This is a genomic window from Methanobacterium sp. (assembly GCA_012838205.1).
In the GTDB taxonomy this organism is placed as follows: domain Archaea; phylum Methanobacteriota; class Methanobacteria; order Methanobacteriales; family Methanobacteriaceae; genus Methanobacterium.
In genome coordinates this window covers 1-23,903 of sequence record DUPR01000054.1, presented here as the reverse complement: position 1 = coordinate 23,903, position 23,903 = coordinate 1, and the positions used below count along the sequence as shown (strand labels likewise).

The window sequence follows — 23,903 nt, the reverse complement described above, 5'->3', positions numbered from 1 at the left end:
TTATCCCTCCTCAGAATCCTTACCATAAAATGGTCTATCACTTCGTGGCACTATTTTTTGGAATTTTTGGTAATCTTCTTCTGTTAGAGTGAATTCATAGTTTTCGAGGAGTTCTTTCAATTTTTCTATTTCATCTTTGTCAAGTTCTTCGATCATGGCGTTTTTTCCAAGACTTTTGATCTTACCCTTCACATAAATGGTTCCTCTAATCATTGATTCTCCTGCGTCTTCAGAAATGTCTCCGAGGATAATTAGTTGTCCGCCCATCATGTAACGGCCGCTCATGAATCCTGAATTTCCTCCTATGATGACAGTGCCGTTTTTCATGATTTCCCCGGTGCGAGAGCCAACATCTTTTTTCACAACAACTGTTCCATTATAAATCCCTTGGCCAACACCATCCCCAGCAGAACCGTCAACAATAACTTCTCCTTGGGTCATGTTATCTCCAGGGAACCAGCCAGCGTTTCCATTGATATGAACACGAGCTCCGTGGATCATGGTTGCTGCAAAATAACCGGCTGATCCATCTATTACTATGTCGACTGGTTCTGTGAGTCCAGCTAATAAGTAATGCATGGAATTTGGGTTTTCAATTATAATACGGTCGTTTTCTTTGGCAGCTTGTTTAACAGCACGATTGACTTCTCTTGGCTGTTTATTTGCAGCGTTAATTTTAATTTCTTTCATTTTTTCCTCCTAAATGGTGTAAGCACGGGTTTCTCCTGGTGATATCTGTTCAATGTTTGAAGTGTCTATCACTTCTCGAAGGGCCACTTCTTCAGAGGCAATTGCAAATATTTCATCATTTTCAGCCATGACTCCGGGCCTGAGGCCGAGTTTGTCCTTTGCAATTCCAACTCCTTGGGGTGTGCCTATCATATATGAAAATGGTCCATCCATGTCTTTAACTGACTGTTCTAAGCTTTCTTCTAGACTGTAATCTTGGGATAATTTATCTGCAATGTAGTGCACAATGCACTCGGTATCATTGTCCGTTTCAAAAATATGGCCTTTGCGCTCTAAGGAGTCCCTTATTTTCCAGTAATTGGTGATTTGGCCGTTGTGAACCACAGTTATGTCGGGTATGATATAACTCTGAAAGGGATGGGCGTGGTAACGGTCCACTATACTTTCGGTGGAAAAACGTACGTGTCCAATGGCATGGGTACCTATCTTCTCTTCGGTGTTGTAACGGGCGGCAATATCCTTGACCAATCCCACATCCTTGATCATTTCAAATGAATGAGCTCCATTTAGGACAGTCACGCCTTCAATTTCATCCACACACATAATCAGGGGTTTTAGTTGTGAAAAGGATGCTAAAACTATTTTAAACCGGTATATGATGGAATTTTCTACTGAATGGATTATTTCTTCGCTTTGGATTGGAAAAATAGTGTTCACTTTGTTTTTAACTTCTTCTAAAAGCTCAGGTTTTTCTTTAATTTCGATATTTAATATGTATTCATGTTCATTTAATCCTAAACCGCCGTAAATAGCGAACCCTGCTGAATCTGTTCCTCTATGTTGTAGGTCGTTAAGCATGTGGGTCATGTACTTGCCCACTGGATGAATTTTCTTATCTTTAAATACTATTCCTGCGATTCCACACAATTTATTACCTCCTCTATGAAATTCTTATGAGTTATCGTATTTTTGTTGAGTTTTGGATGAAATTCTATTGTTTATGGTTTTTTATAGATGACTGCGATTTGTTTATCAGTGATGATGGTTGTTTTTCAGTTCCCTTTTGGAAAGTGTAGTGTGTTTGATAAAAAAATAACTTCTAATATAATGATAATCCATTATTTTTAGTTTTATTTGATTTGAATGGGAATTCATACCTTCCAAAACCATTTAATTTAACTTTCATGCGTATTAGGTCAAGCAATGTATGATTAATGATTATTTTTAATTTTTTCCTGCACAAGTGTATTAATGCTGGGGTTGGGTGTGTTGATCAAATATGTCCTTTTTTGGATGAATCTATAAATGGATTTTGTCCTTTTTTCAGGGAAATAATAATTGTCTGGCATTCTACTACTTTTCCAGCAATTTTATCGTTAAAAGATTTTGTTTCAAGGTCATTTGCTTGACGGTTTCGTGGGTAATAGCCATGTGTTGGTAGATGTCTTCTTGAAGGTTTTGTGCTCTAGTTTTTTGCCATGCCAATGCTTGATCTTATCTGTTTTTTTTTTAATTGGTGGTAAGTAAAGAAATATTATGCACCATAGGATATAAACTTACCGGAAATCTTGTTCCGGCGACTTATCTTTTTAAAACAAAATTTGAAATTACTCAATAAACCTGTACAATGTTTAATTATTTCGAAATTTTTTAGTTCAAATGAACATTCTTATAAATCATGCGGATATGGCATACTTATATATGCATAAAAAAACATATATTAAAGCCAATAAGTAAAAGGAGGATTATTTATGGTTGAATTATACGAAAAAATGGTTAAAGAAGCAATGGCAGCTCAAAAAGCCGATGTAGAAACTATTAAAAATAAAAGAGGAACCAAATTCAATATAAAAGACACTAAATCATATCTTGATGTAGTGGAAAAAATGGAAACATTACCCGAACAATCAGAATCAGTCATAAACCTCCACGTAGATTCAGTAAAAGCTCATTACAATACCTTAAGCGGCTTAACCGATTACATCAGACCTGAAGATGATCCATTTGTGGAACACTATCAAACACCAGCAATTCTGGAAATAATTCGCGAAGTAGACTCTGAATTTAAAACCAGCCTCGATAAATTCATTGAAGCCATAGGAAAAGCCGAAGCATTGATTGGTAAAGAAGTTGTCCGTAGATACGGCGGATTTTACGGACCGACTTGTGTGGTTGATTTTGCCCTGATGCCAGGTAGTACCAGTAACACCATAAATCGAATACTTAAAACAGTGGACATTCCTGAAAACCATAAACAAGCTATATTATCTGCTAAATCATGGGGAATGAATACCTCTTATGGTATAGGCGAGGTTTTTTCCAATGAAATCGAAGCTGGAACCACCGTGGCCCAAGCAGCAAAAAAAGAAATAGAACAACTTCAGAATATCTACCAAAACCCAGTTGAAGCCCAAGCAGAACTAATGGATAATGCTGGGCACACATCATTCGATGTTCGCAAGTACATGTCCCAATATGGGGATAAAATGGAAGAAACCATTAAAGCAGCCATGGATGACGGGGTACATTACGGAAACATCCTCACAGTCCCAGCTTACTGTGTCGGGGATGTATCTCACCACATTGCCCAGTCAACCTTTAACATGTGTAAAGATGATGTCACTATGGCCATAATCGAAGCCACCACTGCTGTAATGGATTCCACATTGAACAAAGCCCTTCCTAAATTTAAGAATGAACACGAGATTCTTTCACTGGCTACTGGTTCATCAGCATGTGCTGTGGAATACATACTGGAGTTAGACGGTTTCAACGCACCAACAGTGGTAAATCTGCTAACCCAAAGGTTCCACAACTTTGTACAACTGAATCCAACCAGGGGCGGTGCTGCCGAACTGCACAACAGCGACTTTATGGACATGATCTACAGAGGATGGGGTTACGTTGACGAAGCCCGCAGACTACTCAATGGTTCTTCTGGTAAATTAGTACCAAAAGTGTCTGGCTATGCAGTTGATCTTGAACCAATACACCAAAATGAAGTGATAATGAATCCGCAACGCTACACCTACCCTGCTTGTGCCATCACTGTCCGTTTCTCATCGCTCATGAGACTGGCAGATTATCCATGCCTACTAACCAGTGAACCAGTAACTGCTACCATGCTAACTAACATCATAGCCCTTAATAAGGAGAACCCAGCATCTCCGGTAAGAACTTGTAAAAACTGTGCTGCAGCATCATTAGTTGACTTCAGACACCACCACTGCCAATGGAGAGAAGCAGTATAATGAAGTTGTTCTTATTTAGAACAACTCATTAATTCCATTTTTTTAAGATAAACATGGGGGTTAATAAATGAAGTGTTATATATGTGCCGAAGAAGGTAAATCAACCGATGCAGTGGCTATGTGCATAGTTTGCGGTATGGGATTGTGTATGGACCATGCTATACGCCAGGAAATAGAATTATGGACTGGAGGTTATCCTTTCCCTGCTGAGAAAATAGAGGAAACACTTCCCAGAATACTATGTAAATATTGTGCAATGGCCCTTAAAAAAGGTGAACCTAAAGGAGGGTGAATAAATGATCCCTTTAATGAAAAGATCAGTAGCTGAACTAATTGGAACTTTCCTCCTGGTTTTTTTTGGTACAGGAGCAGCTATCATCACTTTGATGATAAGTAAAGGCCAAACGCCTCCTAACTCTTTTAACATAGGGATAGGTGCTCTGGGTGGCCTTGGTGACTGGTTAGCAATTGGTTTAGCTTTTGGATTAGTGATCACTGCATGTATCTATGCGTTTGGTAAAATATCAGGTTGTCATATAAATCCAGCAGTTACTTTAGCTTTGTGGGCGGCGAAAAAATTCCCTTCACGTGATGTGACACCCTACATAGTTGCTCAGCTTATTGGGGCAACTCTGGCCAGCTTTACATTAGCATTTATACTGGGAATGGGAGCAGTTAACACCGGAGGATTAGGTGCTACAGCACCATTTGAAGGTATTGGTTATGTACAAGCTATTATAGCTGAAGCAATTGGAACATTCATCCTTATGCTGGCTATAATGGGAGTTGCAGTAGATAAGGAAGCACCTCCAGGTTTTGCAGGTCTAATCATTGGTTTAACTGTTGCTGGTATTATAACAACTTTGGGAAACATCACTGGGGCGTCAATTAACCCTGCCAGGACATTTGGGCCATATCTCGGTGATCTGGTTTTAGGTGGATCTAATCTGTGGATATTTTTCCCAATATACCTAATAGGACCCATAGCAGGAGCAATTCTAGCTGCACTTGTATACAATTACCTATCAGAAGGAACTGGATAACTAAACCAACCTTTTTTTTAACTTTTTTTTTCTTAGGATCAAAAAAAGAGATTTAGCACGATTTTTTTTAAGAAAGAGTTATTATTAATTTAGGATTATTTTTGGGTATAATTTTTCAAACAAAATTACTCAGATTTTTGGATGTAAAACAAATTTTTTAGGGTAAATTTATTATAGGATCACTTATGATACTAATGTGATGTGTCATAATAGATGCACTGACATCATTTTTCCAATAAAAATTTTGTTGAAGAGGGATATCAAAAATTTTCACTACAAATATGATTGAGAGTAGATTAACATGGATATTAAAAAGGATAAGAAACCCATTACATTAATTGTGATAATTGTGGTATTAGCATTTATCAGTGGCTATTTTATCGGTATTTTAAGCTCTGCCGGGAATTTCACACTCAATGTAACTAATAAAACCAATGACACTGGAACCGATTATAAGGACTATAACTACAAAAACTCTTACAAGCCAACAGATGCTAACCGGACACCTATACATCCTCAAAATGATACACCGGGTCCAAAACCTGATCCAAAACCTGATCCAAAACCTGATCCAAATTCTACTATTAAATACTGAGGAACGGGTTCAAAATCAAGAACCCTTAAATAATATTTTTTTTAAGGAACTACTCCTACCATAGAAACAAATTTGTAAATATTTAATTAAAATCAATTTCTTCTTTTATCATTGCTATTATTTCATCAGTAGATGTTTTAACATATTCTGCAGCTATTTTAAAAGATTCTAGTTCATCATCACTCATATTAACCTTAATTATTCTTTCAACACCGTTTTTACCCAATTTTACTGGCACTCCCAGACAAACATCACTGGTACCATAAATCTCTCCATCTAGATAGGTGGTAAGAGTCAGTATCCTTTTTTCATCATTTAGGATGGTTTTGACAATATTAGAAACAGCGTAAGCAGGCCCGTACTCAGTTGCCCCTTTTTTGTTTATGACATAACTTCCTGCATTTTTAACTTTCTCAATAATTCCATCTATATCAAAGGATTGATACTGAGAAAAGTCTTTAAACATTATTCCACCAATGGAAGTGGAACTTAAAAGAAGAACCATGTGATTGCCATGTTCTCCAATTATTCTGGTGTGTATTTCACTAACATGAATATTGAATTTTTTGGCAAAGATATTCTTCAACCGCAATGAATCAAGGTGGTTTCCTAATCCAATTACTCTATTACGCGGAAACCCGGAAGCCTTATGGGCTATGTATGTCATGACATCAACAGGGTTAGTTATAACTAGAATTATGGATTCTGGAGCATATTTTGCTACTAATTTAGCATATTTTGCAACAATCTTTGCATTGGGAACTGCCAGATCCATGCGTGTCATTTCAGGAGTTCGTGGAACACCTGCAGCAATTATAACAATTTTAGAATCAGCCATATCTTCAAAATTTGCAGATGGGGTTATGGACACTCTAATATCCTTTGCAGCAAGGGCATCATTCATGTCCAAGGTTTCTCCCTGGATCTTATCCAAACTTTTTTCCCGTGATAAAAGTACAATCTTGCTTACAACACTCTCTTCAGCCAGACAAAAAGAAACAGCCTTCCCTACTCTGCCTGATGCTCCAATTACACTAACTTTCATGTTCCACCTTGATAGAAAAACAAGATTATCATTAACACTTAGTAATCCCACTCAATCTTAAATGTTATGTGTATGATTGTTGCCAACTAAAAAAATAAGTTATATTATTCCTTGTTCAGGAAACCTTCGGCAACTCTACGAACATAACTACTTTTATCATTTAGGGCTTTTTCAAGTGCTTTTTCTGCTTCATCTCCGCCAATGTTTCCCACAGCCATAACTGCACCAGCCCTGACGAATCCGCTATCATCATCCATGATCTTAATCAGTGCTGGCAATGATTCTGGGGCTTTGATGTTTCCTAGTGCCCAAGCAGCTCCTCCTCTGACTCTCCAATCATCATCTTTCAATGTTTCAATCAGGGGATTCACAGCAGATTTACCCATATTGCTAAGAGCACCCGAGGCTGCCCTGCGCACCCACTTATTATCATCTTTCATGGTTTCAATAAGGGGGGTAATGGCTTTCTCATTACCAATTATTCCTAGAACTTTTGCAGATCCCTTCCTAACATTTTTATCTTCATCATCAAGGGCATCTATGAGCTGAGGCACTGCAGGTTCTCCAATTTCCTCTAGCATTTCTGTGGCTTGCACCTGCACATGTTCATCATCATCCTTTAAAGTTTCAATCAATCTTTCAATGTTTTTTTCAACTTCCATAGTCCATTTCCCCTTGAAATTAATGTAATGGTTTTTTTTTGACTAAATCGATTTAATGTTCGATCTAGAAAAATTATAATTTGTATTTAATAGGCAATATATTTTGCCCCAAAAGAATAAACAAAAAATTAACCTTAGTATATAACTAACTCCTTGGAATTATTTATCAAACCATCCCTAGTCTACGATTAGCTCCATGGGATTATTAACCAAACCATATATATTATTCATACGTTAAGAGGATTTACCATGCACAAAATAACTGTAATACCTGGTGATGGCATTGGTCCAGAGGTAACCCAAGCTGCAATCCATGCCTTAGATGCGATTCCTGTTGAATTTTATTTTCAAGACGCTAAAGCTGGAAATTCCTGTTTTGAGGATACTGGTACTACCATTCCCGATGAAACAATTAAAATGGCTAAAAATTCTGATGCAACACTTTTCGGTGCTGTAACCACAGTTCCTGGTCAGAAAAGTGCAATAATCACTCTTAGAAAAAAACTGGGCCTATATGCTAATTTAAGGCCTATCAAATCATATCCTGGTGTTAAATCTGTTTATAATGATTTGGACATCCTTATTGTCCGGGAAAACAGTGAAGGACTATATTCTGGAATTGAAAAATTCACTAAGGATGGAGCAACTGCTGTGAGGGTTATAACCAGGAAAGCATCGGAAAAAATAACGAAAGTCGCATTTAAAGAGGCATATGAAAGGAGGAAATCCCGTTTAACTGCAGTACATAAAGCTAACGTGCTTAAAAAAACTGATGGAGTATTCCGTGAGTCTTTCTGGAAGGTGGCTAAAGAATATGGAAAAATAGATGGTTATGATGATATCGAGGTTGACGAAGTTTATGTGGATGCTGCTGCCATGTTTCTAATTACTAAACCCCACCGTTTTCAAGTAATTGTTACCACCAACCTTTTTGGAGATATATTGTCTGACGAAGGCGCAGGACTAGTTGGGGGTTTGGGGATGGTGCCATCTGCCAACATCGGTGATCATAATGGATTATTTGAGCCTGTGCATGGTTCTGCTCCGGATATTGCAGGTAAAGGTGTGGCTAATCCTACTGCTATGATTCTATCTGTTGTACTCATGCTCCAATTCCTGAAAGAGGACCACGAAGCATTGAAACTGGAACAGTCTCTTTTGAAGGTTTTAAAGGAAGGAAAATATGTCACACCAGACTTAGGGGGAACGTCCACAACCATGGAGATGGCACAAGCAGTTAGGGACAATTACCAAAAAATTTAACCGTATTCAATCCATGGTATGAAGAAAAATGGAAAGTAGTAAATTTTATATGTCTATCTTATCATAATTTCTTAATAAGAAGGGTTTTGTTAGAATAGCTACAAGCTGTTTCTAAACTGGTTTTCATCTAGAAAACTGGTTTCATAATTATAGATTCAATCTACCCTTTTTTTAGCATTAAATAATGCTGTTTTAGAAGTTTATGATTTTTTTAGAGGTGTAAAAGTATGAAAACCACCATTAGTGTGATAAAAGCAGACGTTGGAAGTATAGCAGGCCACGGATTAACTCATCCTGCAATATTAAAAAAATGTGAAGATATTCTAGCCAAAGCAAAGGAAGAAGAGCTTCTCACTGATTATTATGTAACCAATTGTGGGGATGACACCGAACTGATCATGACCCACACCCAGGGTGAAGAAAACGAAGAAATCCATGAATTAGCATGGAACGCCTTTTTAGAAGGAACTGCTGTTGCTAAAGAACTTAAATTATACGGTGCAGGTCAAGACTTGCTATCTGACACATTCTCAGGTAACATCAAAGGAATGGGTCCTGGATGTGCAGAAATGGAATTTAAGGAAAGGCCTAGTGACCCGGTGGTTGTTTTCTGCTGTGACAAAACCGAACCTGGAGCATTCAACATGCCTCTATTTAAAATGTTTGCAGACCCTTTTACCACTGCTGGTCTGGTAATTGACCCGTCCATGCACAATGGATTTGAATTTGAAGTATTTGATGTCATGGAACACAAAAAAGTTAAAATGACTTGTCCTGATGAAATGTATGATTTACTGGCCCTTCTGGGTACCATTAGCCGATATGTGATAAAACGTATCCGCCGAAAGGATGATAAGGAAATTGCTGCATCAGTCAGTACAGAACGATTAAACCTAATGGCCGGGAAATATGTGGGAAAAGACGATCCTGTGGCTATTGTAAGAGCACAATCCGGATTTCCAGCAGCTGGAGAAGTTGTGGAACCATTTGCATTCCCTCACTTAGTGGGTGGATGGATGAGAGGATCACACAACGGACCATTAATGCCTGTTGCTCAGAAAAACGCTTACCCTGTACGTTTCGATGGCCCTCCAAGAGTAATGGCTCTTGGATTCCAAATAGCTGATGGTGAATTAGTAGGACCTGCTGACATGTTCGATGACCCAGCTTACGACAGATCCAGAGCATTGGCATCAGAGATTGCTGAGTACATGAGAAGGCACGGCCCATTTGAACCACACAGACTACCTTCCGATGAGATGGAATACACCACTTTACCGGGTGTAATGGAAAAATTGGCCAACCGATTTGAGGATATTGAATAAATATATCCTTAATTCCTTTATTTTTATTTTAAAAAAATTGAATTTCACTTAATTATTTTATTTTTTTGTTCATCCTTGCAATGTAACTGGGTATGTCCAGCACTGTTTCTACTTTATCAATTATTATCCCATCACTGGTAGCTACCACGCCTTTCACTTCTTTGGATAGTTTCACCAGTTCGGCATCCACGTTACTAGCAGTTTGAGCATCACCTGGAACTTCAAGTGATTTTAAAAGTTCTTTAGTTTCCCTGGCCAGTTTACCACTCATACTCACTGGACTGTCATAGAAAAAGAGTACATTTTTAGGATTAAACATTTTCAAGAGTGATATTATTGAATTCAAGGCTTCCTGTGTAGTTTCATCTTTTTTGTATTTCCCGAAAACAGCTTTGATATCTCGAGTAACACCATCATCACAGTGAAGTAGAAATTTATCTCCACTACTGCAGATGCTTTCAACTGTGATTAGGACGTTATAACCGTCTATAAAAACATTTTTATCCTTCACATCTGATAATAAAATTAATTTTTTCTTCCTTGATTCTATTTTCTGCTTGGAAAAAACACTTCGATTAAGATAATTCCTTTGCTCCTCATTGAGGAGGTAATGATTACTCACAAAAGTTAAAGCCCCGGTTCTGGGAAAACCACGGTCCAGTAAATATTGAAAATCTTTTTTAGCTTCTTGTAGAATATTATCTTCGAAATTCATATAGCCTCTTATTCTTATATGTCTCACGATTATTCATAGAAGTTTCAATTTTTAGGAACGTACAGATAGATAATTTCCGTATGCAAGGTGTATTATTCCCTTTAAGGATTCCTTCCCCTAGAATATTTTTAAATATCTTATTATATTATTAAATCACTAAATGGTTATGAAGAGGGTGTATGTTATTATTCTTCGATTATTAGGTCATGAGTAAGGCGAATGGCATCTAAAAGTCCGTGTGCATAGGTTATGCAGCCAAAAGATGTTAAATAATCCTTTTTTTCTAGGTAATATTGGGCGTCGTTCCGGTAGTTTTTGGCCATTTTTATAATTTTTTCTTCTTCACCATTGACTTTTATAGATTTCACTTCTTTTATATTTTTTTCAAAAAGCTCTAAATCTTTTTTAATTCTTTCTTTTGCGTCCATAGTATCTTATGAATATTTTAAAGTTTTTTAAACTCTTTCCAGGAGTGATAAATTCGTTGCAATACAGTTACATATCCTAAGATGATTATCAGGAGAATGGCTATTGACATGAAAAAGTGGGGGTCAATGAAGTATCCCAGGAATGCTCCACCCAATATTATGAATATACGTTCTGCTCTTTCTGCGATTCCAACATCACATTTTATCCCTTCCACCTCTGCCCGGGCACGGACATAACTCACAGTTAATGAGGCTAACAATGCCAAGATACCCCAAAACCAGTTTACAAATCCTCCATATATCACTCCAATTATTATGAAGGCATCTGCAAAACGGTCGCATGTGGAGTCTAGGAAACCTCCAAATTTACTTTTGGTGTTATTGTTCCGGGCCACAGCACCGTCTATAACATCAAAAAATCCGCTGCATAGTATGAGTAATGCGCCTGCTAACAGATTTCCCATGGCTAAGGCATATGCTGCAAAAAGGCTAAGAACTAATCCAATTATGGTTAGAATGTTAGGGTGTAATCTGATTTTACTGGCTACTGGGTTGATTAATTTTTGTATTTTGGGCCGTGCTTTGTTTAACATCTTTTTACACCACATATTCGAATTTGTGCAATTGATAGGTTGTTTTATATTAGTAATTTCTATGGGTTTCGATTAACAATATCATGCGTCCAATTAAAAGATGATCTTATTAAAAACTTGCTTAAAGAGGGATAAAATTTTCTATAATTATATTAGATTGAATCATGTGGAGTTCCAATTTAGAAATTGTTAATTTGCTAGAATATTATTGTAAAATAATATTATGATAAAAATCATATACGTTGGTTAAAATTTTTGAAACTAATACAATTATATGTTAAATTTTAATGATTCAATCATACATTTTTTTATTGGCTTATAAATTATTTCATTTTTAGATTATAATTTGGGCTGTAAATTGTCTGGAAACACCAATTTATTTATAAGAAGACCATATCAAATTATGTAAGAATGGATTTGGTTTAGGGGAAATTAGTAAATGGGGATTGGGGAAAAACTTTCTACTGGTAATATATCATCTGCATCCTTTAGGCAAGTATTCCTTTTATTTGTTCTTATTATTGTGAGTTATGGATTTTTTACTATATTTTTTCGTAATAGCTCAAATATTACCATTTCCATCAATGACATTACTGTACTTTTGTTTAACATCATTACTTTGGTTATTTTATTTTTCGCTTTCCAACATTCGCAAAGCTATGGAAAAGGTTATTATCATGCATGGCTGGTTTTTTTCATATCCCAATCTTTTTGGGTTGGGGGAGATTTGTTATGGTTAATTTGGGGTTATAATCTAATTTATCAATCGATTTTGAGTTTTACTTACCTATTTTTTATTTTTAAAACAGTTTTCTTTTGTTTAGGCCTTTATTTAATTCCAAAACCACACGTGGACATTTTGAACCGTTACCGGCGGGTGATTGAAATTGGTATGGCACTGGTTACCATCAGCATGTTTTTCTGGTCATTTTTAATACTCCCTTTTACCAGAATGAGCCCGGTAAATTCTTTTAACTCCCTTGTTATATCACTAAATTTTTTATCCCTATTTGCCTTGATGTTTTTCACCATTTCTTTATTTGTCTTCTACACTGGAAACTTGAAGAAGGGACCAACACTTTACCTTATTGTGTGTGCCATTTTTCAAGTTGTAGCGTCTGTGACATATGTTTACGAATATATTCTCAATTTATATCCGGCTGGTGGGTTAGAAAATATTTTTTGGATATCAGCCAGTCTATCTCTGGCCCTGGCTGGTTTGGTGCAGATCCGCTGCCACCCTCCAGCAGTACTTGAAGATCTTTCCACAGATTTCTGGAGATTCAAAGTCCCATTCGAGACAAACGTGGCATTATTATTCGGGGGAGTAGCTTATCTATTCATATTATGGGCTTATTATAATAATAAAGAAGTTTTTGAAGTTTTATTAGTTGGGGGAGGATTTTTAGTTGGGTTGGCAATTGTAAGGGCGATAATTAACAATAAAGAAGTTCGGAAATCTTATACAAAACTAGAACTAAGTAAAAAAACATACCAAGCCATTTTAAACTCAATAAATGATGCGCTGTGCATAATAGATCCTCAATTACGGTTTTTAGAAGTAAATCAGGGAGTTCTGGATATGTATGGATACAGTAAACAGGAAATATTAGGGAAATCCTTGCACATGTTGTCGGCTCCTGGTAAAAATGATATGGAAGAAATTGTGAACTCCGAGTTCCTAGCTTTAGATGGAAAACATCAGACCTTTGAATTCTGGGGCAAGAGGAAAAATAATGAAATCTTTCCAATAGAGGTTAAACTAAACAAAGGAACTTATTTCGGTCAAGATGTGGTGGTGGCCGTTGCCAGAGACATCACCCTCAGAAAAGAGGATGAAAAACGTTTAAAAGTTCTCTGGATGAGAAGGAGGCCATGGTACAGGAGGTACACCACCGGGTGAAAAACAATATGCAAGTGATTTCCAGTTTACTGGGACTCCAATCCATGTACTTGGATGATGATGAAGTCCAGAATGCTCTGCAGGAAAGTCAAAACAGGGTGCAGTCCATGGCAATGGTTCATGAGAAACTTTATCAGAGCAAAAACCTATCCAGTATTGATATGGGAGATTACATGCATCAGATCGCACACCACCTCCTTGATAATTATCATTTGAAATCTAACCAGATAAAAATTCGTATCAAGACTGAAAAGGTGGAAATGGATATTAAAACTGCCTCACCTTTGGGTCTCATCATTAATGAACTTATCACTAACTCCCTTAAATACGCCTTTCCAGATGGAAAGGGAGAAATAAACTTGAAAATTTCTTTAATTGATGATTATTATAATTTAACTGTTGCTGATAATGGTGTGGGGTTGCCTGAGGATTTTAAGTTGGATAATGCTGAAACACTAGGATTACAATTGGTAAATCGGTTAGTGCGACAAATTAGGGGATCTATAGAATGGGATGGTTCTAAAGGTACTGCGTTTATTATAAAATTTCCATCTAAACATCTAGAAAGATAGAGATTTAATACTTAAATGGGGAAAATAGGTTATTGGCGGCGATTTAATGACTAAAAAAGTGTTAATTGTGGAAGATGAAGGCATAACTTCACTTGAACTTGAAAATAAAATTCGTAAATGGGGTTATGATCCAGTAGGAGTTGCTGTTTCAGGAGAGGAAGCTATGGTCATGGCACGGGATCTTAAACCCGATCTGATGCTGATGGATATAAGACTTCAGGGAGAAGAAGATGGAGTGGAAGCTGCTGAGAAAATCCTGAAAGAAGTGAAAACTTCACTTATCTATATCACTGCTCATTCATCTGACTTAATAATGGACAGGGCCCATAAAACTTCCCCTCATGCTTACTTTATTAAACCATTTAATGATAATGAATTGAAGTTCGCAGTCGAAATGGCATTATATAAACATGAAATGGAAACAAAACTCGCAGAATCTGAAAATAAGTACAAAGTTCTCATTGATAACTTGATGGTTGGAGTTTTCATAACTGAATTAAATGGCAACATATTAATGATGAATCAATACTTAGCTGATTTGTTCAATGGAAATTCTCTAAAGGGAGTTGTAGGGAGAAATTTTAAGAACATGTTTACCCAGTCACAGGAAATTGAAAAACTCATGGAAAAATTAGAAAATGAAGGTAAGCTAATTAATGAAAATTTAACCCTAATTAATGGCAATAACCAAAAAATAGAAATTGAATTAAGCGCTAAAACCAGTAAAAATCTTGTTTATGGGGTGGTAACTTCTATAAAATGAAGTGTCTCCTTATTAAAAGTAATTTGATATTTTTCCTATCTGATTTGGATTGGTATTCATTACTTTAATAAGCTAAACAGTAAATGAAGAACCTTAATTTATTGGTTTTCTAAAAAAACCAGCACCGGTTTTATATGAGGAATATCCGCTATTAGATATAATCTTATTAATGATGTGGAAATAAACTATCTTACATCTTTATCTTTCCTCTAAGAACCAGGATAACTATTGCAGGGGTTCCCGAGCGGTCAAAGGGGATAGGTTCAGGGCCTATTGGTGTAGGCCTTCAAGGGTTCGAATCCCTTCCCCTGCACTTTGTTTGTTGGTGATATCGAATTTTTTTCATAAATTTGCACTTTTTTTATTAACTATTCCTTGATTTTTTTTATTTTACCTACTTAACAATAGGGGAAGGTGAGTTAAAACTAAAATAAAGCCAAAAAACAGGATTTGAGGTTAATTTCAACGAATTAAAGTATCCGAACATTTTCTGAGCATTTTAATCCCATATAAGTATAAGAACAGCTTTTGAACATTATCGCAAGTAGACTGGCTTTTTACAAGCTAAGTCATTTATAAGTTGCAAAAAACCCATCAGTATCTGCATAAACTGGTTTAAATCCTTTTTTTTCAGCATATTCCATAGTTTTTTTGAGAAAATATCGTCCCCATGCAGTTATTGCTTCAGAACATTCCAAACTATACCATCGAAAGGAGTCGTGATTATACAAGCCATATATGGTGTTGGCCAGTCTTTTCAATGCTTTTTGTTCTGTGTCTAGAATTTGGTACTGTCTTTTATCTATAGATTCTTTCATTAAGGATTTAATTCTCATTCTATCTTGGAGAATTTTGCCAATAGCTGATGGAATGAAACCTACTGGTTCTTTACGAAACTTATGCCCATATTCAGGACTTATATGGCAATCTAGCTCAGTATTATGGGTGAGGCTGTCTGGGGAGATGTTTTTGGAAATTATTATACTGGGATACAAGCTTTTAAAATCAAAGTAGACAATATTCTCATGTAAACCTTGCACTGGTTTTTTAACATAACCCCCTACAACATGGATGTCTTTTCGTCGGGCTAATTCTGATGATAAAGCTGTATTAGGCACTAAATTTCCATATTCGAATGATTTTTTGATTAAATACCATTCAACATGTCTTCCTGATGCCATGCGGGCCACTTCAAATAGGGGTTGTCCCACAATACGGGTTAATTCTATGCTAAGAGGTAACATCTTCTCACCTATTTGGGTAATGGACTTAGCATCATCCAGGGAGTACCGGAATAGTTGGTCTGATTTATCTTTGCCTTCTTCCCAGTAAGTGTGAATATCTTCTTGGGGAATGTCCAGTTTTTCCACCTCAAAAAGCTCCTTGTAGGCATGTTTTAGGGTGTGATGGTTTAATTGAAGGTAACGGCGAATGTAGGGGTAAAGATCAATGTGAATTCGCCCCCTGATCATGGCTGCATTTTTTCCACTGATTTGTGTGAACTCCAGTTCGGATTCATCTACTCCTATTTTAAGGGTCACACCTAACTTTGCAGCCCGATCTCTGATATAGGGGAAGTCAAAGTTGTCTGAATTATATCCCAGTATAAAGTCCGGGTTTTGGGATTTAATAGTTTCCACGAACTTTTCCAATAACTCTTTTTCATTAGTTACTGTCTCCACAAAATTCATTCCAGACTTTTTGGTGGAGAACACTTTCTTGAAACCCTGATTACTGGAAAAACTAATTATTATAATGGAGTTTTGGCCGGGTTGGGCTGTGTTTGGGGGATTGTAGATTTCCATATCAAAACTTAAAACCTTAAGTTCTGGTAAACTGGATTTTTGGGGTGTGGGTGGCTTTTCTGCTTGGAAAATGCAAGTCGAAGAGTTTTCAGATAGTATCCTACCATGTACTTCCACCATATTCATGGGAGATAAACCTTTATCAATAAGGTATCTGCGGTAAAATGGAATATCATACTCTCGAATTTCCTTCACAGATTTTAAATTCCTTGCTTTTTCTACGAATTTAGGAATATCTTGGGGATGGTTAAAAATTACCTTTAAAACCTCTTTCACCAACTCTCCATCATTTTTATAGATTTTTTTCCATTTTAAGATGTTTAATTTTTTCAATTCATCTAAACAGACATCAATATCATGGGGAATGACATAAATGTAATGTTTAAAATGTTTATCCAACACGATAATATGTTTCTGTTCATTATTTTCTAGGAGTTTGCCGAATAATCGTATGACTGGTTTTCGGTTCCTGGTGACATAGTCAATGTCCATGAGAATGAAATTTTTAGTCTGCATAGGGCCTTCACTAAGTTATACTTTGGTAGAGGTGGGGTGAAATCAGTTAACTTAGAGGAGGTGAGAAGTAATTCCCAGTATAATGATCCGGGTCTTATTATTTTAGGCACAAATAATTTGCTGATAAACCATCTTTTCGTGAAATATTAAGGGGTTTTCAAAGTATCTAGCGATCATCCTAACTATATATCTTTAAAAAATAGTAAAATCTTTCCCAATAAAAGAAAAAGGGATGTAAAATCCTAAACTCATGCTCTGGCGATTTTTTCCCCGAATTTTATGGCTGCTTCTTGTGCATCAACATCTGGATTCCAATGGTTTTTAAAGCCATCATCAATAACTTCAAAACCAGCATCCTCCATTAAACCGTTTAACACCTTCACAGATTCACCACTCCACCCGTAACATCCGAATGCAGCTGCTTTTTTATTTTTGAATTTTAATTCCTTCATCAAATGGACGAAACCAGCTACATTATGTAAGATGCTGTTAGAAATAGTTGGTGAACCCACCATAACGGTTTTTGATTTGAAAACTTCGGTTATAACGTCGTTTTCATCACTTTTGGATAAGTTGAAGACTTTAACAACCACTTCCTGATCTGCCAGGCCTATTCCTTCAGCTATCTTCTCAGCCAGCATCTTAGTACCGTTCCACATGGTGTCATAGATAATGGTGATCTGATTTTCTTGGTAATCATTGGCCCATTGTGAATATTTTTCAACAATCTGCAGGGGATTGTCTCTCCAGATAACCCCATGGCTAGTGGCAATCAAATCGATTTCTAGGTTTAATGAAAGGACTTCATCCAATTTTTTCTTTAATATAGGGCCGAAAGGGGTTAGGATATTAGCATAGTACTTTATGGCTTCTTCGTCAAGGTCGCATTGATCTACCAAGTCATTGTATAACTTTTCAGTGGCCAAGTGCTGTCCAAAAGCATCGTTACTAAACAGTATATTGTCCTGGGTAAGGTAGGTTGCCATGCTGTCTGGCCAGTGCAGCATCATCATTTCAACGAAGACTAGTTCCTTCCCATTCCCAATATCCAATGTATCCCCGGTTTTAACCACACGAAAATCCCAATCCTGGTGGAACTGTCCTTTTAGGGATTTAACTGCATTAGCTGTGCAGTAAATTGGAGTGTCAGGAATATGTTTCATTAAGGCGGGCAGGGCTCCGCTGTGGTCAATTTCTCCATGATTGGCTACAATGTAATCAATTTTATCCAGATCTATCTCTTGGGCTAAGTTTTCCACAAATTCTTCCGCGAAGGGAGACCACACTGTGTCAATTAGGACAGTTTTTTCTTCCTGTATCAGGTAAGAATTGTAGGTCGAGCCTTTATGAGTTGAATATTCATTCCCATGAAATTTTCGAAGCTCCCAGTCTACTTTACCTACCCATGATACATTATTTTTTATTTGCTTTTTCATTTTGCTCACTCTCCTAAACTAGTTTATTATGCTAATAGTTCCACTAAAACTGGATTTGTTTTCATTAAAAAAAAATGATAATTTACTCCTTTTTCAGTGTGCCAGGCGCTGGAGCCTTTACAACAATCAGTTCTAAAGTCTCAGAGTGCAGGTTTTTAACATTCATCTTGGTTTGAAAGGGTATTTTAAGGAGGGTTCCAGCTTCATATTCATGTATTTCCTGGTCATCAAGGCCGATTGAGAGTTTGCCTCTGATAACCGTCATATAGACGTTGGAATTAGATAAATGTTCAGGAAGTCCTTCATCTTGGTTAAATACCATGTGAAGATAATGAACGTTTTCATCAAAGATAACTCGTTCAACAGCCTTTTCATTTCCACGGGATAACCTAAAAATTTGTTCTATCAAATAATAACCTCCTAATTATAATAACAACTGTTGTTACACTGTAATATTATTATTTTTGAAGCCTAAATAATTTTTCATATGGTTACACCTGAAATTTTTATTAAAAATAATTTTGGTAAAAAAAGGTTATAGTTAATTAAAAGTGTTTTGATCTTTTCAGATGCTTAAAATGCGATAAAAAAGCGATATTCCTTGCCAGTTAAACTAAGTTGTGTGTGGATGATCCACCCTTGCATAAGTGGTGGATCTAGTTAGTTTAACCTTTCTTTAGGGAGGATGAGTTTAATCTTTTTAATTACCTTGATCTAAAAAAATAAAATAGTTTGGGATGAGATTTTTCAAAACTGTAATCGTTTCAAGCTCTGGAGATTAGAGCATAAAAATGTAACAGTTCCTCTCTTTTTTTCGGTATCCCTAATAAATTTTATAGGGTTATTTTTCCAAAGTTCTGCAGGATCTTTTTTATTGACAATAGCAGAATGTGTAAGTTTATCCTCCGACAATTGGCTGGAATCAGGGGGGTATATGTCTTTAAGCCATAAATCAATTTTAGCTTCTTTGGAGGACATGTTGGAGGGCCATGATTCATCTATTAATATTCTGAATCCATCTTCTTTTTTTGGGAGTTCGTATATTCCTTTTATTTTTAACATGAGTATCACTTTCCAAGCAGTTAATTTATCATGATAAAACATGATAATTAATTTAACATTATTAATCATGATATATAAAATTAACTATTTCCCAAGTCAAGTGCACACCCAACACGATCCAGATTTTAAGTATTAATTTGAGGGGAGGGTCAGTCAATTTCGAAGGACTTAAAATAGTACATCAGGGAATATCCATCATCCTCGATCTAACACAAAATTAACAAGCAAAAAATCAAAAATAATAAATTCTTATAAACGAATTCTGTCCTTATTTTTGGGTATTCCATTTTTTACAGTGATCCAATGGTTATCCTGATATAGTTCATACTCTCTAAAACAACAAGGAATACCCTTAGCTTTGGTTGCATTTGGGTGATCCATAAGCTGGAAATGAAGGTGAGGGGCGGTAGAGTTACCAGAGTGACCTACATTTCCTATGAGATCTCCGGATTTGATTAAATCACCATTTTTTACCTGCACCGAACCAGTTTTCATATGACCCAGGAAGGCCCATACTCCCTTCCACATTCCTTCACCCTGAATTATCACGAAGTTGCCAGTGATATCCTGAAGATTATGTTTGTCAGGATCGAAAAACAGGGCATTTTTAAAGGCCACTGAAATATCATGAAAGGGCTGTACCGGGTTTCGTTCAGGGTGCCCGTCTAAAGATTCAACCACTTGGCCAGAAATGGGTGCATAAATAGGTTTCCCATAGGCATAACAATCATTTAGACGTACTTGGCCTAACATATAATCTAAAATACTTTTTTTGTAGAATTTCGCTGATTTTTGGGACCAGTCTACTTGTAAAAGGTCAAAGGCATATGTTTGTGCAAGATAATCAGTACCATGACTGGGAACTTTAGTACCAGGACTGTTTAATACCATCCACTCATCCCTAAGGGGTGCTTCTATAGGTACAAGTTCCATCATTATCGCCATTAGCATCTACTTTATGGATATGCCACCCTATTTATTGTTTCAATCATTTTAAGATAATATGAATTTTTTATTCAATAGAAGTGCATTCCCATGTTTCAGCTTCAGTATCTATGGTGGCATATAATTCTGTTTCTACATCTTTAAAAAGGTCTTCGCAGCCAAATTCTAAATCCGCAGCCTTTTTAACTGCATACATTCTGCCCCGCGCACTTTTAACCACTATATCACCCTCACGGGTTATTCCTACCACTAATTGTTTGATTTCTTTTGCCATTTTTATCAACTCCCAAATAGCTCTTACTGAGATAGGTACAGCTTGTAATTCCATTAATTCCTATTTAACTTTCATGACCTATATTTTATCTATTTATCGTAATCATGTTAGTCAGTGTTTTTATACAATAATTGTTAAAGAAGCTCTAATTGTTAGAATAATAAGGTTTTCCAATTATTTCAAAGTTTTCAACCAACAATTAGCTATAAACTACTTTTTAGCCTTATTTTTCAACATTCGAGCATAACCATCCTCCAAACTCCACAGTTTATGAGCGTAGTCTACAATTTCCATCATGTGTAAGTACTTTATCCTGGGAGTTATCTTAATGAATTTTCTATCTATTTTGTTCATGTACCGGCCGTAATAGTTGTTTCTGGGTTTTTTGTATTCGTCATCCATAACGGAAACATAGTTGTAGGTAAAATTCATCTTCCCATCTGGATTGAAAATGTTCTCCAGTTCTTCATTGATGTTAACCACTAATCCCTGGACCAGTTTCACATCTTCCACATCCACCAACCGACCCTTTCCCATATTTTTAGCGTTAATCTGATAAATACCATCTAAATATTCTCTGATATCACTTTGCCATTTTTTTAATTCTTTACTGGGGAAAATCAGAATATCTTCGGTTTTTCGGAATAGATGAGGCTTGTAAAGTAGCACTTTTCTGTGGTCAACAATCCCGTAACTATGTTTCATCCCAACCAACCAATCAATAAGAACAGCTAGTACCAGTTAAACATAATTCAAACTTCTTCACTGGTCTATAAAAAATCCAGACCCACATCTGGAGCTTTCCTGGATTCACTAGCTAGTTTAATTAAAGATCCTAACCCATTATCTTCTCTTTTTTTAATTGGACTGTGCAAGTATGCGTCCAGATAACTTTGGCTTGGCTTGGCGCTGAGAAATGAGTCCAATTCTGAATTTATTATATGAATTTTTCCCATTATCCAGTACCATTGGCCCATCAACTTTTTATTATCTTCCTGATCCCAAAGGCGTTCCATTAAGAAAATATCATGCACCTGGTTATGCATAGCTACATAAGTCCTCTTAAACTCTTCTCTTGAATATATAATAACCTCTTCACGGTCATGGAAAGAATCAGGATCATATAACTTGGCTTTTGCCCCTACTGGTATTCCTTGACTAACCCTCATGATAATTTTCACCTCCACTTTATAGGGGGATGGAATACTATAATTTGGGGAAGGTCAAGGAATTTGAGGTAGAGAGCACAAGAAAATTAATCCCAGTATCATATTTTTTTCTCAAAAAATATCACATAATGCTTTAATAAATATAAATGATAAGGGAGTGGTTTATGCATGCACAAGACAGCCATCGTGTTGCCTATAGATTTAAATAAACGGTTTTTTTCAGTTTTTGAAAGATACTGGCTACATTTCACGAAAAACTACTTGGGGATGCTATGAATATTTAAAACAAGAAAAATAATTCCTGATTAAGAGGTTATGGAACAGAAATTTCATATGGTATTTTGATCTAATATTTAATGGTCCAAGGGTTATTTAATGATTTAAAAGAATGTGTTCATGGCTTGCGTAGGCCTCCAAGGGCTTTCGTCTGTATCTATTCTGTTTTTTTATCCAGCCCGGCATGGAGAAACATGTTGATGGTGAACTTGTCAAAACCTTTTTCAGCCAGCATCTTGGCAATCTGCTGATTTTCCTGGTAATATTCATCTTCAAGCCGCTTATCTTCCACTGGATCCTTACTAACCAGTCGCATGCTGCGTAATGCTGGGAGGTTCTTCACTTGACCATCCTCATAGATGCGCACATGTTCATCATCGGTCATTCTATGGGCTGCATAGTAATCCAGATATTCACCATGATCATCATTCCCAAAGCAGTACTGGATGAGCCATCCTGCATTCTGGATGTATCCACCACTCCTATTTTGCATATCTTCTTCGGGTAAAACGATCCCCCAATGGTCAAAACGACTATTAAAAGTTTCTGCAATTAATTTCATTAACATTCCCCCCTAATTATTGCACTTTGTTAGATCTTTTACACATTAATACTAATAGCCCCTTAGATTTTTGTTAATGAAAGAAAACCTTTGGGGTATTTTTTTGATATTAAGACAAGTATTACTCTACCTTTTTCTAAAAATACATCTTTATTTTTATAATGTAATAATTAATGGGCTTTTAAACCGTTAAATTTAAGTATTGATGTTTATATACATTTATTTGGCGAATAAAATTAATTATCACTTAAATTACAGTAAAGAAGACCCAAACTATATCTTGTTAGAGAAAATATTTAAAATTATCGGTTCTCATATCTATTCGCTGTGAGTTTGCTGAACATAGTTCAGCAATTCTCGAAAATCAAAAACCATAATTGCTTCTAAAGGTGTTAAAAACACCAATACGATGATTTTATCAATCAAAATAATATTTACTGTTATTTTTTTTAATACAAACATTGAATTTGTAGTTTCTGAGCTTAACAGAGATAAAAAGTTGCAGAAATTCTTCCAAATCAATGAAATGCCCAGTGCACTTCAAATTTCAGAATTCATCTCGCGATTCCATCCTGATACATTCGTTAAAATCACAAAAAGCATATTAATGCAAACTAAACCAATTAAAAAACGTGTAAAAACGAACATTTATCATTGATGCCATGCTTGTGGATTTAGATTACAATACTAAACGTAAACACTGATCTAAAGAATATCTCGAAAAATTTAAAATGGAGCTACGCATCCTCCTACGGATTTTTACATATGATTTAAAGCCACTATAGTTATAGAACACGAATTTACAATGGCTGTTGCTATTTTAATCCACGGTGGAGCGCCACACGACACCAAAATCTTCACAGAAATAATGGAAAACCTCCGAAAAAGGCGAATAATCAGGAGGCGAATAATCAGGAAAAAAGACACCATAATATTCGACAGGAATTATTTACAAATACGAAAACTACCAAATCGGGATTTCTAAATATAAAATCGTTACTTTCTTTTTT

General features: G+C 36.1%; 25 protein-coding genes, 1 tRNA gene and 1 pseudogene. 11 read left to right on the top strand and 16 right to left on the bottom strand.

Annotation, left to right across the window (positions count from 1 at the left end; genetic code table 11):
- Both GXZ72_08020 and GXZ72_08015 read right to left on the bottom strand, forming a co-directional pair.
- A complete protein-coding gene (locus GXZ72_08020; protein HHT19489.1) occupies positions 1 to 690 on the bottom strand; it encodes a tributyrin esterase in 690 nt (229 codons plus the stop codon).
- 9 nt (positions 691 to 699) lie between these two features.
- Positions 700 to 1,617 (bottom strand): glutamine amidotransferase, encoded by a 918-nt coding sequence (locus GXZ72_08015; GenBank protein HHT19488.1) that lies wholly within the window; start codon positions 1,615 to 1,617, stop codon positions 700 to 702.
- Between the two features lie 824 nt (positions 1,618 to 2,441).
- On the opposite strand from GXZ72_08015, the gene GXZ72_08010 reads away from it, so the two are divergent.
- From GXZ72_08010 to GXZ72_07995, 4 genes are all read left to right on the top strand, one after another.
- Positions 2,442 to 3,941 (top strand): DUF2193 domain-containing protein, encoded by a 1,500-nt coding sequence (locus GXZ72_08010; protein HHT19487.1) that lies wholly within the window; start codon positions 2,442 to 2,444, stop codon positions 3,939 to 3,941.
- 67 nt (positions 3,942 to 4,008) lie between these two features.
- Positions 4,009 to 4,233, top strand: coding sequence for a DUF2180 family protein (locus GXZ72_08005; GenBank protein HHT19486.1), 225 nt, complete (start codon positions 4,009 to 4,011; stop codon positions 4,231 to 4,233).
- A gap of 4 nt (positions 4,234 to 4,237) precedes the next feature.
- The gene (locus GXZ72_08000) at positions 4,238 to 4,984 is read left to right on the top strand and encodes an aquaporin family protein (GenBank protein ID HHT19485.1); all 747 of its coding nucleotides are present in this window, start codon (positions 4,238 to 4,240) and stop codon (positions 4,982 to 4,984) included.
- A gap of 301 nt (positions 4,985 to 5,285) precedes the next feature.
- Positions 5,286 to 5,579 (top strand): PTS system mannose/fructose/sorbose family transporter subunit IID, encoded by a 294-nt coding sequence (locus GXZ72_07995; protein ID HHT19484.1) that lies wholly within the window; start codon positions 5,286 to 5,288, stop codon positions 5,577 to 5,579.
- An 82-nt stretch (positions 5,580 to 5,661) separates the two neighbouring features.
- Here GXZ72_07995 and GXZ72_07990 read toward each other — a convergent pair whose 3' ends face one another.
- Together GXZ72_07990 and GXZ72_07985 are read right to left on the bottom strand one after the other, a co-directional pair.
- On the bottom strand, positions 5,662 to 6,624 hold the full coding sequence (locus GXZ72_07990) for a malate dehydrogenase (GenBank protein ID HHT19483.1): 963 nt from the start codon (positions 6,622 to 6,624) through the stop codon (positions 5,662 to 5,664).
- A 104-nt stretch (positions 6,625 to 6,728) separates the two neighbouring features.
- Positions 6,729 to 7,286, bottom strand: a complete 558-nt coding sequence (locus GXZ72_07985) for a HEAT repeat domain-containing protein (protein ID HHT19482.1) — start codon at positions 7,284 to 7,286, stop codon at positions 6,729 to 6,731.
- A gap of 249 nt (positions 7,287 to 7,535) precedes the next feature.
- Between GXZ72_07985 and GXZ72_07980 the strand changes: the two genes are divergently transcribed.
- Entirely contained in the window at positions 7,536 to 8,549 is a 1,014-nt protein-coding gene (locus tag GXZ72_07980) for an NAD-dependent isocitrate dehydrogenase (protein ID HHT19481.1), read from the top strand.
- Positions 8,550 to 8,776: 227 nt separating this feature from the next.
- Entirely contained in the window at positions 8,777 to 9,874 is a 1,098-nt protein-coding gene (locus GXZ72_07975; protein ID HHT19480.1) for a fructose 1,6-bisphosphatase, read from the top strand.
- Between the two features lie 52 nt (positions 9,875 to 9,926).
- Here the strand turns inward: GXZ72_07975 and GXZ72_07970 are convergent, their stop codons facing one another.
- The 3 genes from GXZ72_07970 to GXZ72_07960 all read right to left on the bottom strand — a co-directional run bounded on the left by GXZ72_07970 (position 9,927) and on the right by GXZ72_07960 (position 11,610).
- Entirely contained in the window at positions 9,927 to 10,589 is a 663-nt protein-coding gene (locus tag GXZ72_07970; protein HHT19479.1) for a DUF434 domain-containing protein, read from the bottom strand.
- Positions 10,590 to 10,774: 185 nt separating this feature from the next.
- Positions 10,775 to 11,017, bottom strand: coding sequence for a DUF357 domain-containing protein (locus tag GXZ72_07965; GenBank protein HHT19478.1), 243 nt, complete (start codon positions 11,015 to 11,017; stop codon positions 10,775 to 10,777).
- Positions 11,018 to 11,034: 17 nt separating this feature from the next.
- Positions 11,035 to 11,610 carry a CDP-alcohol phosphatidyltransferase family protein gene (locus GXZ72_07960; GenBank protein HHT19477.1) on the bottom strand — a complete coding sequence of 192 codons (576 nt, stop codon included), beginning with the start codon at positions 11,608 to 11,610 and terminating at the stop codon, positions 11,035 to 11,037.
- A gap of 859 nt (positions 11,611 to 12,469) precedes the next feature.
- Here GXZ72_07960 and GXZ72_07955 point away from each other — a divergent pair.
- From GXZ72_07955 to GXZ72_07940, 4 genes are all read left to right on the top strand, one after another.
- Positions 12,470 to 13,513 carry a PAS domain S-box protein gene (locus tag GXZ72_07955; protein HHT19476.1) on the top strand — a complete coding sequence of 348 codons (1,044 nt, stop codon included), beginning with the start codon at positions 12,470 to 12,472 and terminating at the stop codon, positions 13,511 to 13,513.
- On the top strand, positions 13,486 to 14,085 hold the full coding sequence (locus GXZ72_07950) for a sensor histidine kinase (protein ID HHT19475.1): 600 nt from the start codon (positions 13,486 to 13,488) through the stop codon (positions 14,083 to 14,085). The genes GXZ72_07955 and GXZ72_07950 overlap by 28 nt, the downstream gene beginning before the upstream one ends.
- A 46-nt stretch (positions 14,086 to 14,131) precedes the next feature.
- Positions 14,132 to 14,848 carry a response regulator gene (locus GXZ72_07945; protein HHT19474.1) on the top strand — a complete coding sequence of 239 codons (717 nt, stop codon included), beginning with the start codon at positions 14,132 to 14,134 and terminating at the stop codon, positions 14,846 to 14,848.
- 230 nt (positions 14,849 to 15,078) lie between these two features.
- Positions 15,079 to 15,161, top strand: a tRNA-Leu gene (locus GXZ72_07940).
- Between the two features lie 256 nt (positions 15,162 to 15,417).
- On the opposite strand, the gene GXZ72_07935 is transcribed toward GXZ72_07940, so the two are convergent.
- The 9 genes from GXZ72_07935 to GXZ72_07895 form a co-directional block, all read right to left on the bottom strand.
- Entirely contained in the window at positions 15,418 to 17,169 is a 1,752-nt protein-coding gene (locus tag GXZ72_07935) for a DNA polymerase (GenBank protein ID HHT19473.1), read from the bottom strand.
- A gap of 248 nt (positions 17,170 to 17,417) precedes the next feature.
- On the bottom strand, positions 17,418 to 18,605 hold the full coding sequence (locus tag GXZ72_07930) for an anaerobic nitric oxide reductase flavorubredoxin (protein HHT19472.1): 1,188 nt from the start codon (positions 18,603 to 18,605) through the stop codon (positions 17,418 to 17,420).
- 82 nt (positions 18,606 to 18,687) lie between these two features.
- Complete coding sequence (locus tag GXZ72_07925) at positions 18,688 to 19,014, bottom strand: hypothetical protein (protein ID HHT19471.1); 327 nt, start codon at positions 19,012 to 19,014, stop codon at positions 18,688 to 18,690.
- Between the two features lie 338 nt (positions 19,015 to 19,352).
- The gene (locus GXZ72_07920; protein HHT19470.1) at positions 19,353 to 19,667 is read right to left on the bottom strand and encodes a DUF488 family protein; all 315 of its coding nucleotides are present in this window, start codon (positions 19,665 to 19,667) and stop codon (positions 19,353 to 19,355) included.
- Positions 19,668 to 19,916: 249 nt separating this feature from the next.
- Entirely contained in the window at positions 19,917 to 20,603 is a 687-nt protein-coding gene (locus tag GXZ72_07915; protein ID HHT19469.1) for a M23 family metallopeptidase, read from the bottom strand.
- A gap of 76 nt (positions 20,604 to 20,679) precedes the next feature.
- On the bottom strand, positions 20,680 to 20,886 hold the full coding sequence (locus GXZ72_07910; protein HHT19468.1) for a hypothetical protein: 207 nt from the start codon (positions 20,884 to 20,886) through the stop codon (positions 20,680 to 20,682).
- 210 nt (positions 20,887 to 21,096) lie between these two features.
- A complete protein-coding gene (locus tag GXZ72_07905; protein ID HHT19467.1) occupies positions 21,097 to 21,591 on the bottom strand; it encodes a hypothetical protein in 495 nt (164 codons plus the stop codon).
- A 65-nt stretch (positions 21,592 to 21,656) separates the two neighbouring features.
- Positions 21,657 to 22,055, bottom strand: coding sequence for a hypothetical protein (locus GXZ72_07900; protein ID HHT19466.1), 399 nt, complete (start codon positions 22,053 to 22,055; stop codon positions 21,657 to 21,659).
- 433 nt (positions 22,056 to 22,488) lie between these two features.
- Positions 22,489 to 22,893, bottom strand: coding sequence for a hypothetical protein (locus GXZ72_07895; GenBank protein ID HHT19465.1), 405 nt, complete (start codon positions 22,891 to 22,893; stop codon positions 22,489 to 22,491).
- A 235-nt stretch (positions 22,894 to 23,128) separates the two neighbouring features.
- Here GXZ72_07895 and GXZ72_07890 point away from each other — a divergent pair.
- Positions 23,129 to 23,903: pseudogene (locus tag GXZ72_07890) on the top strand (transposase).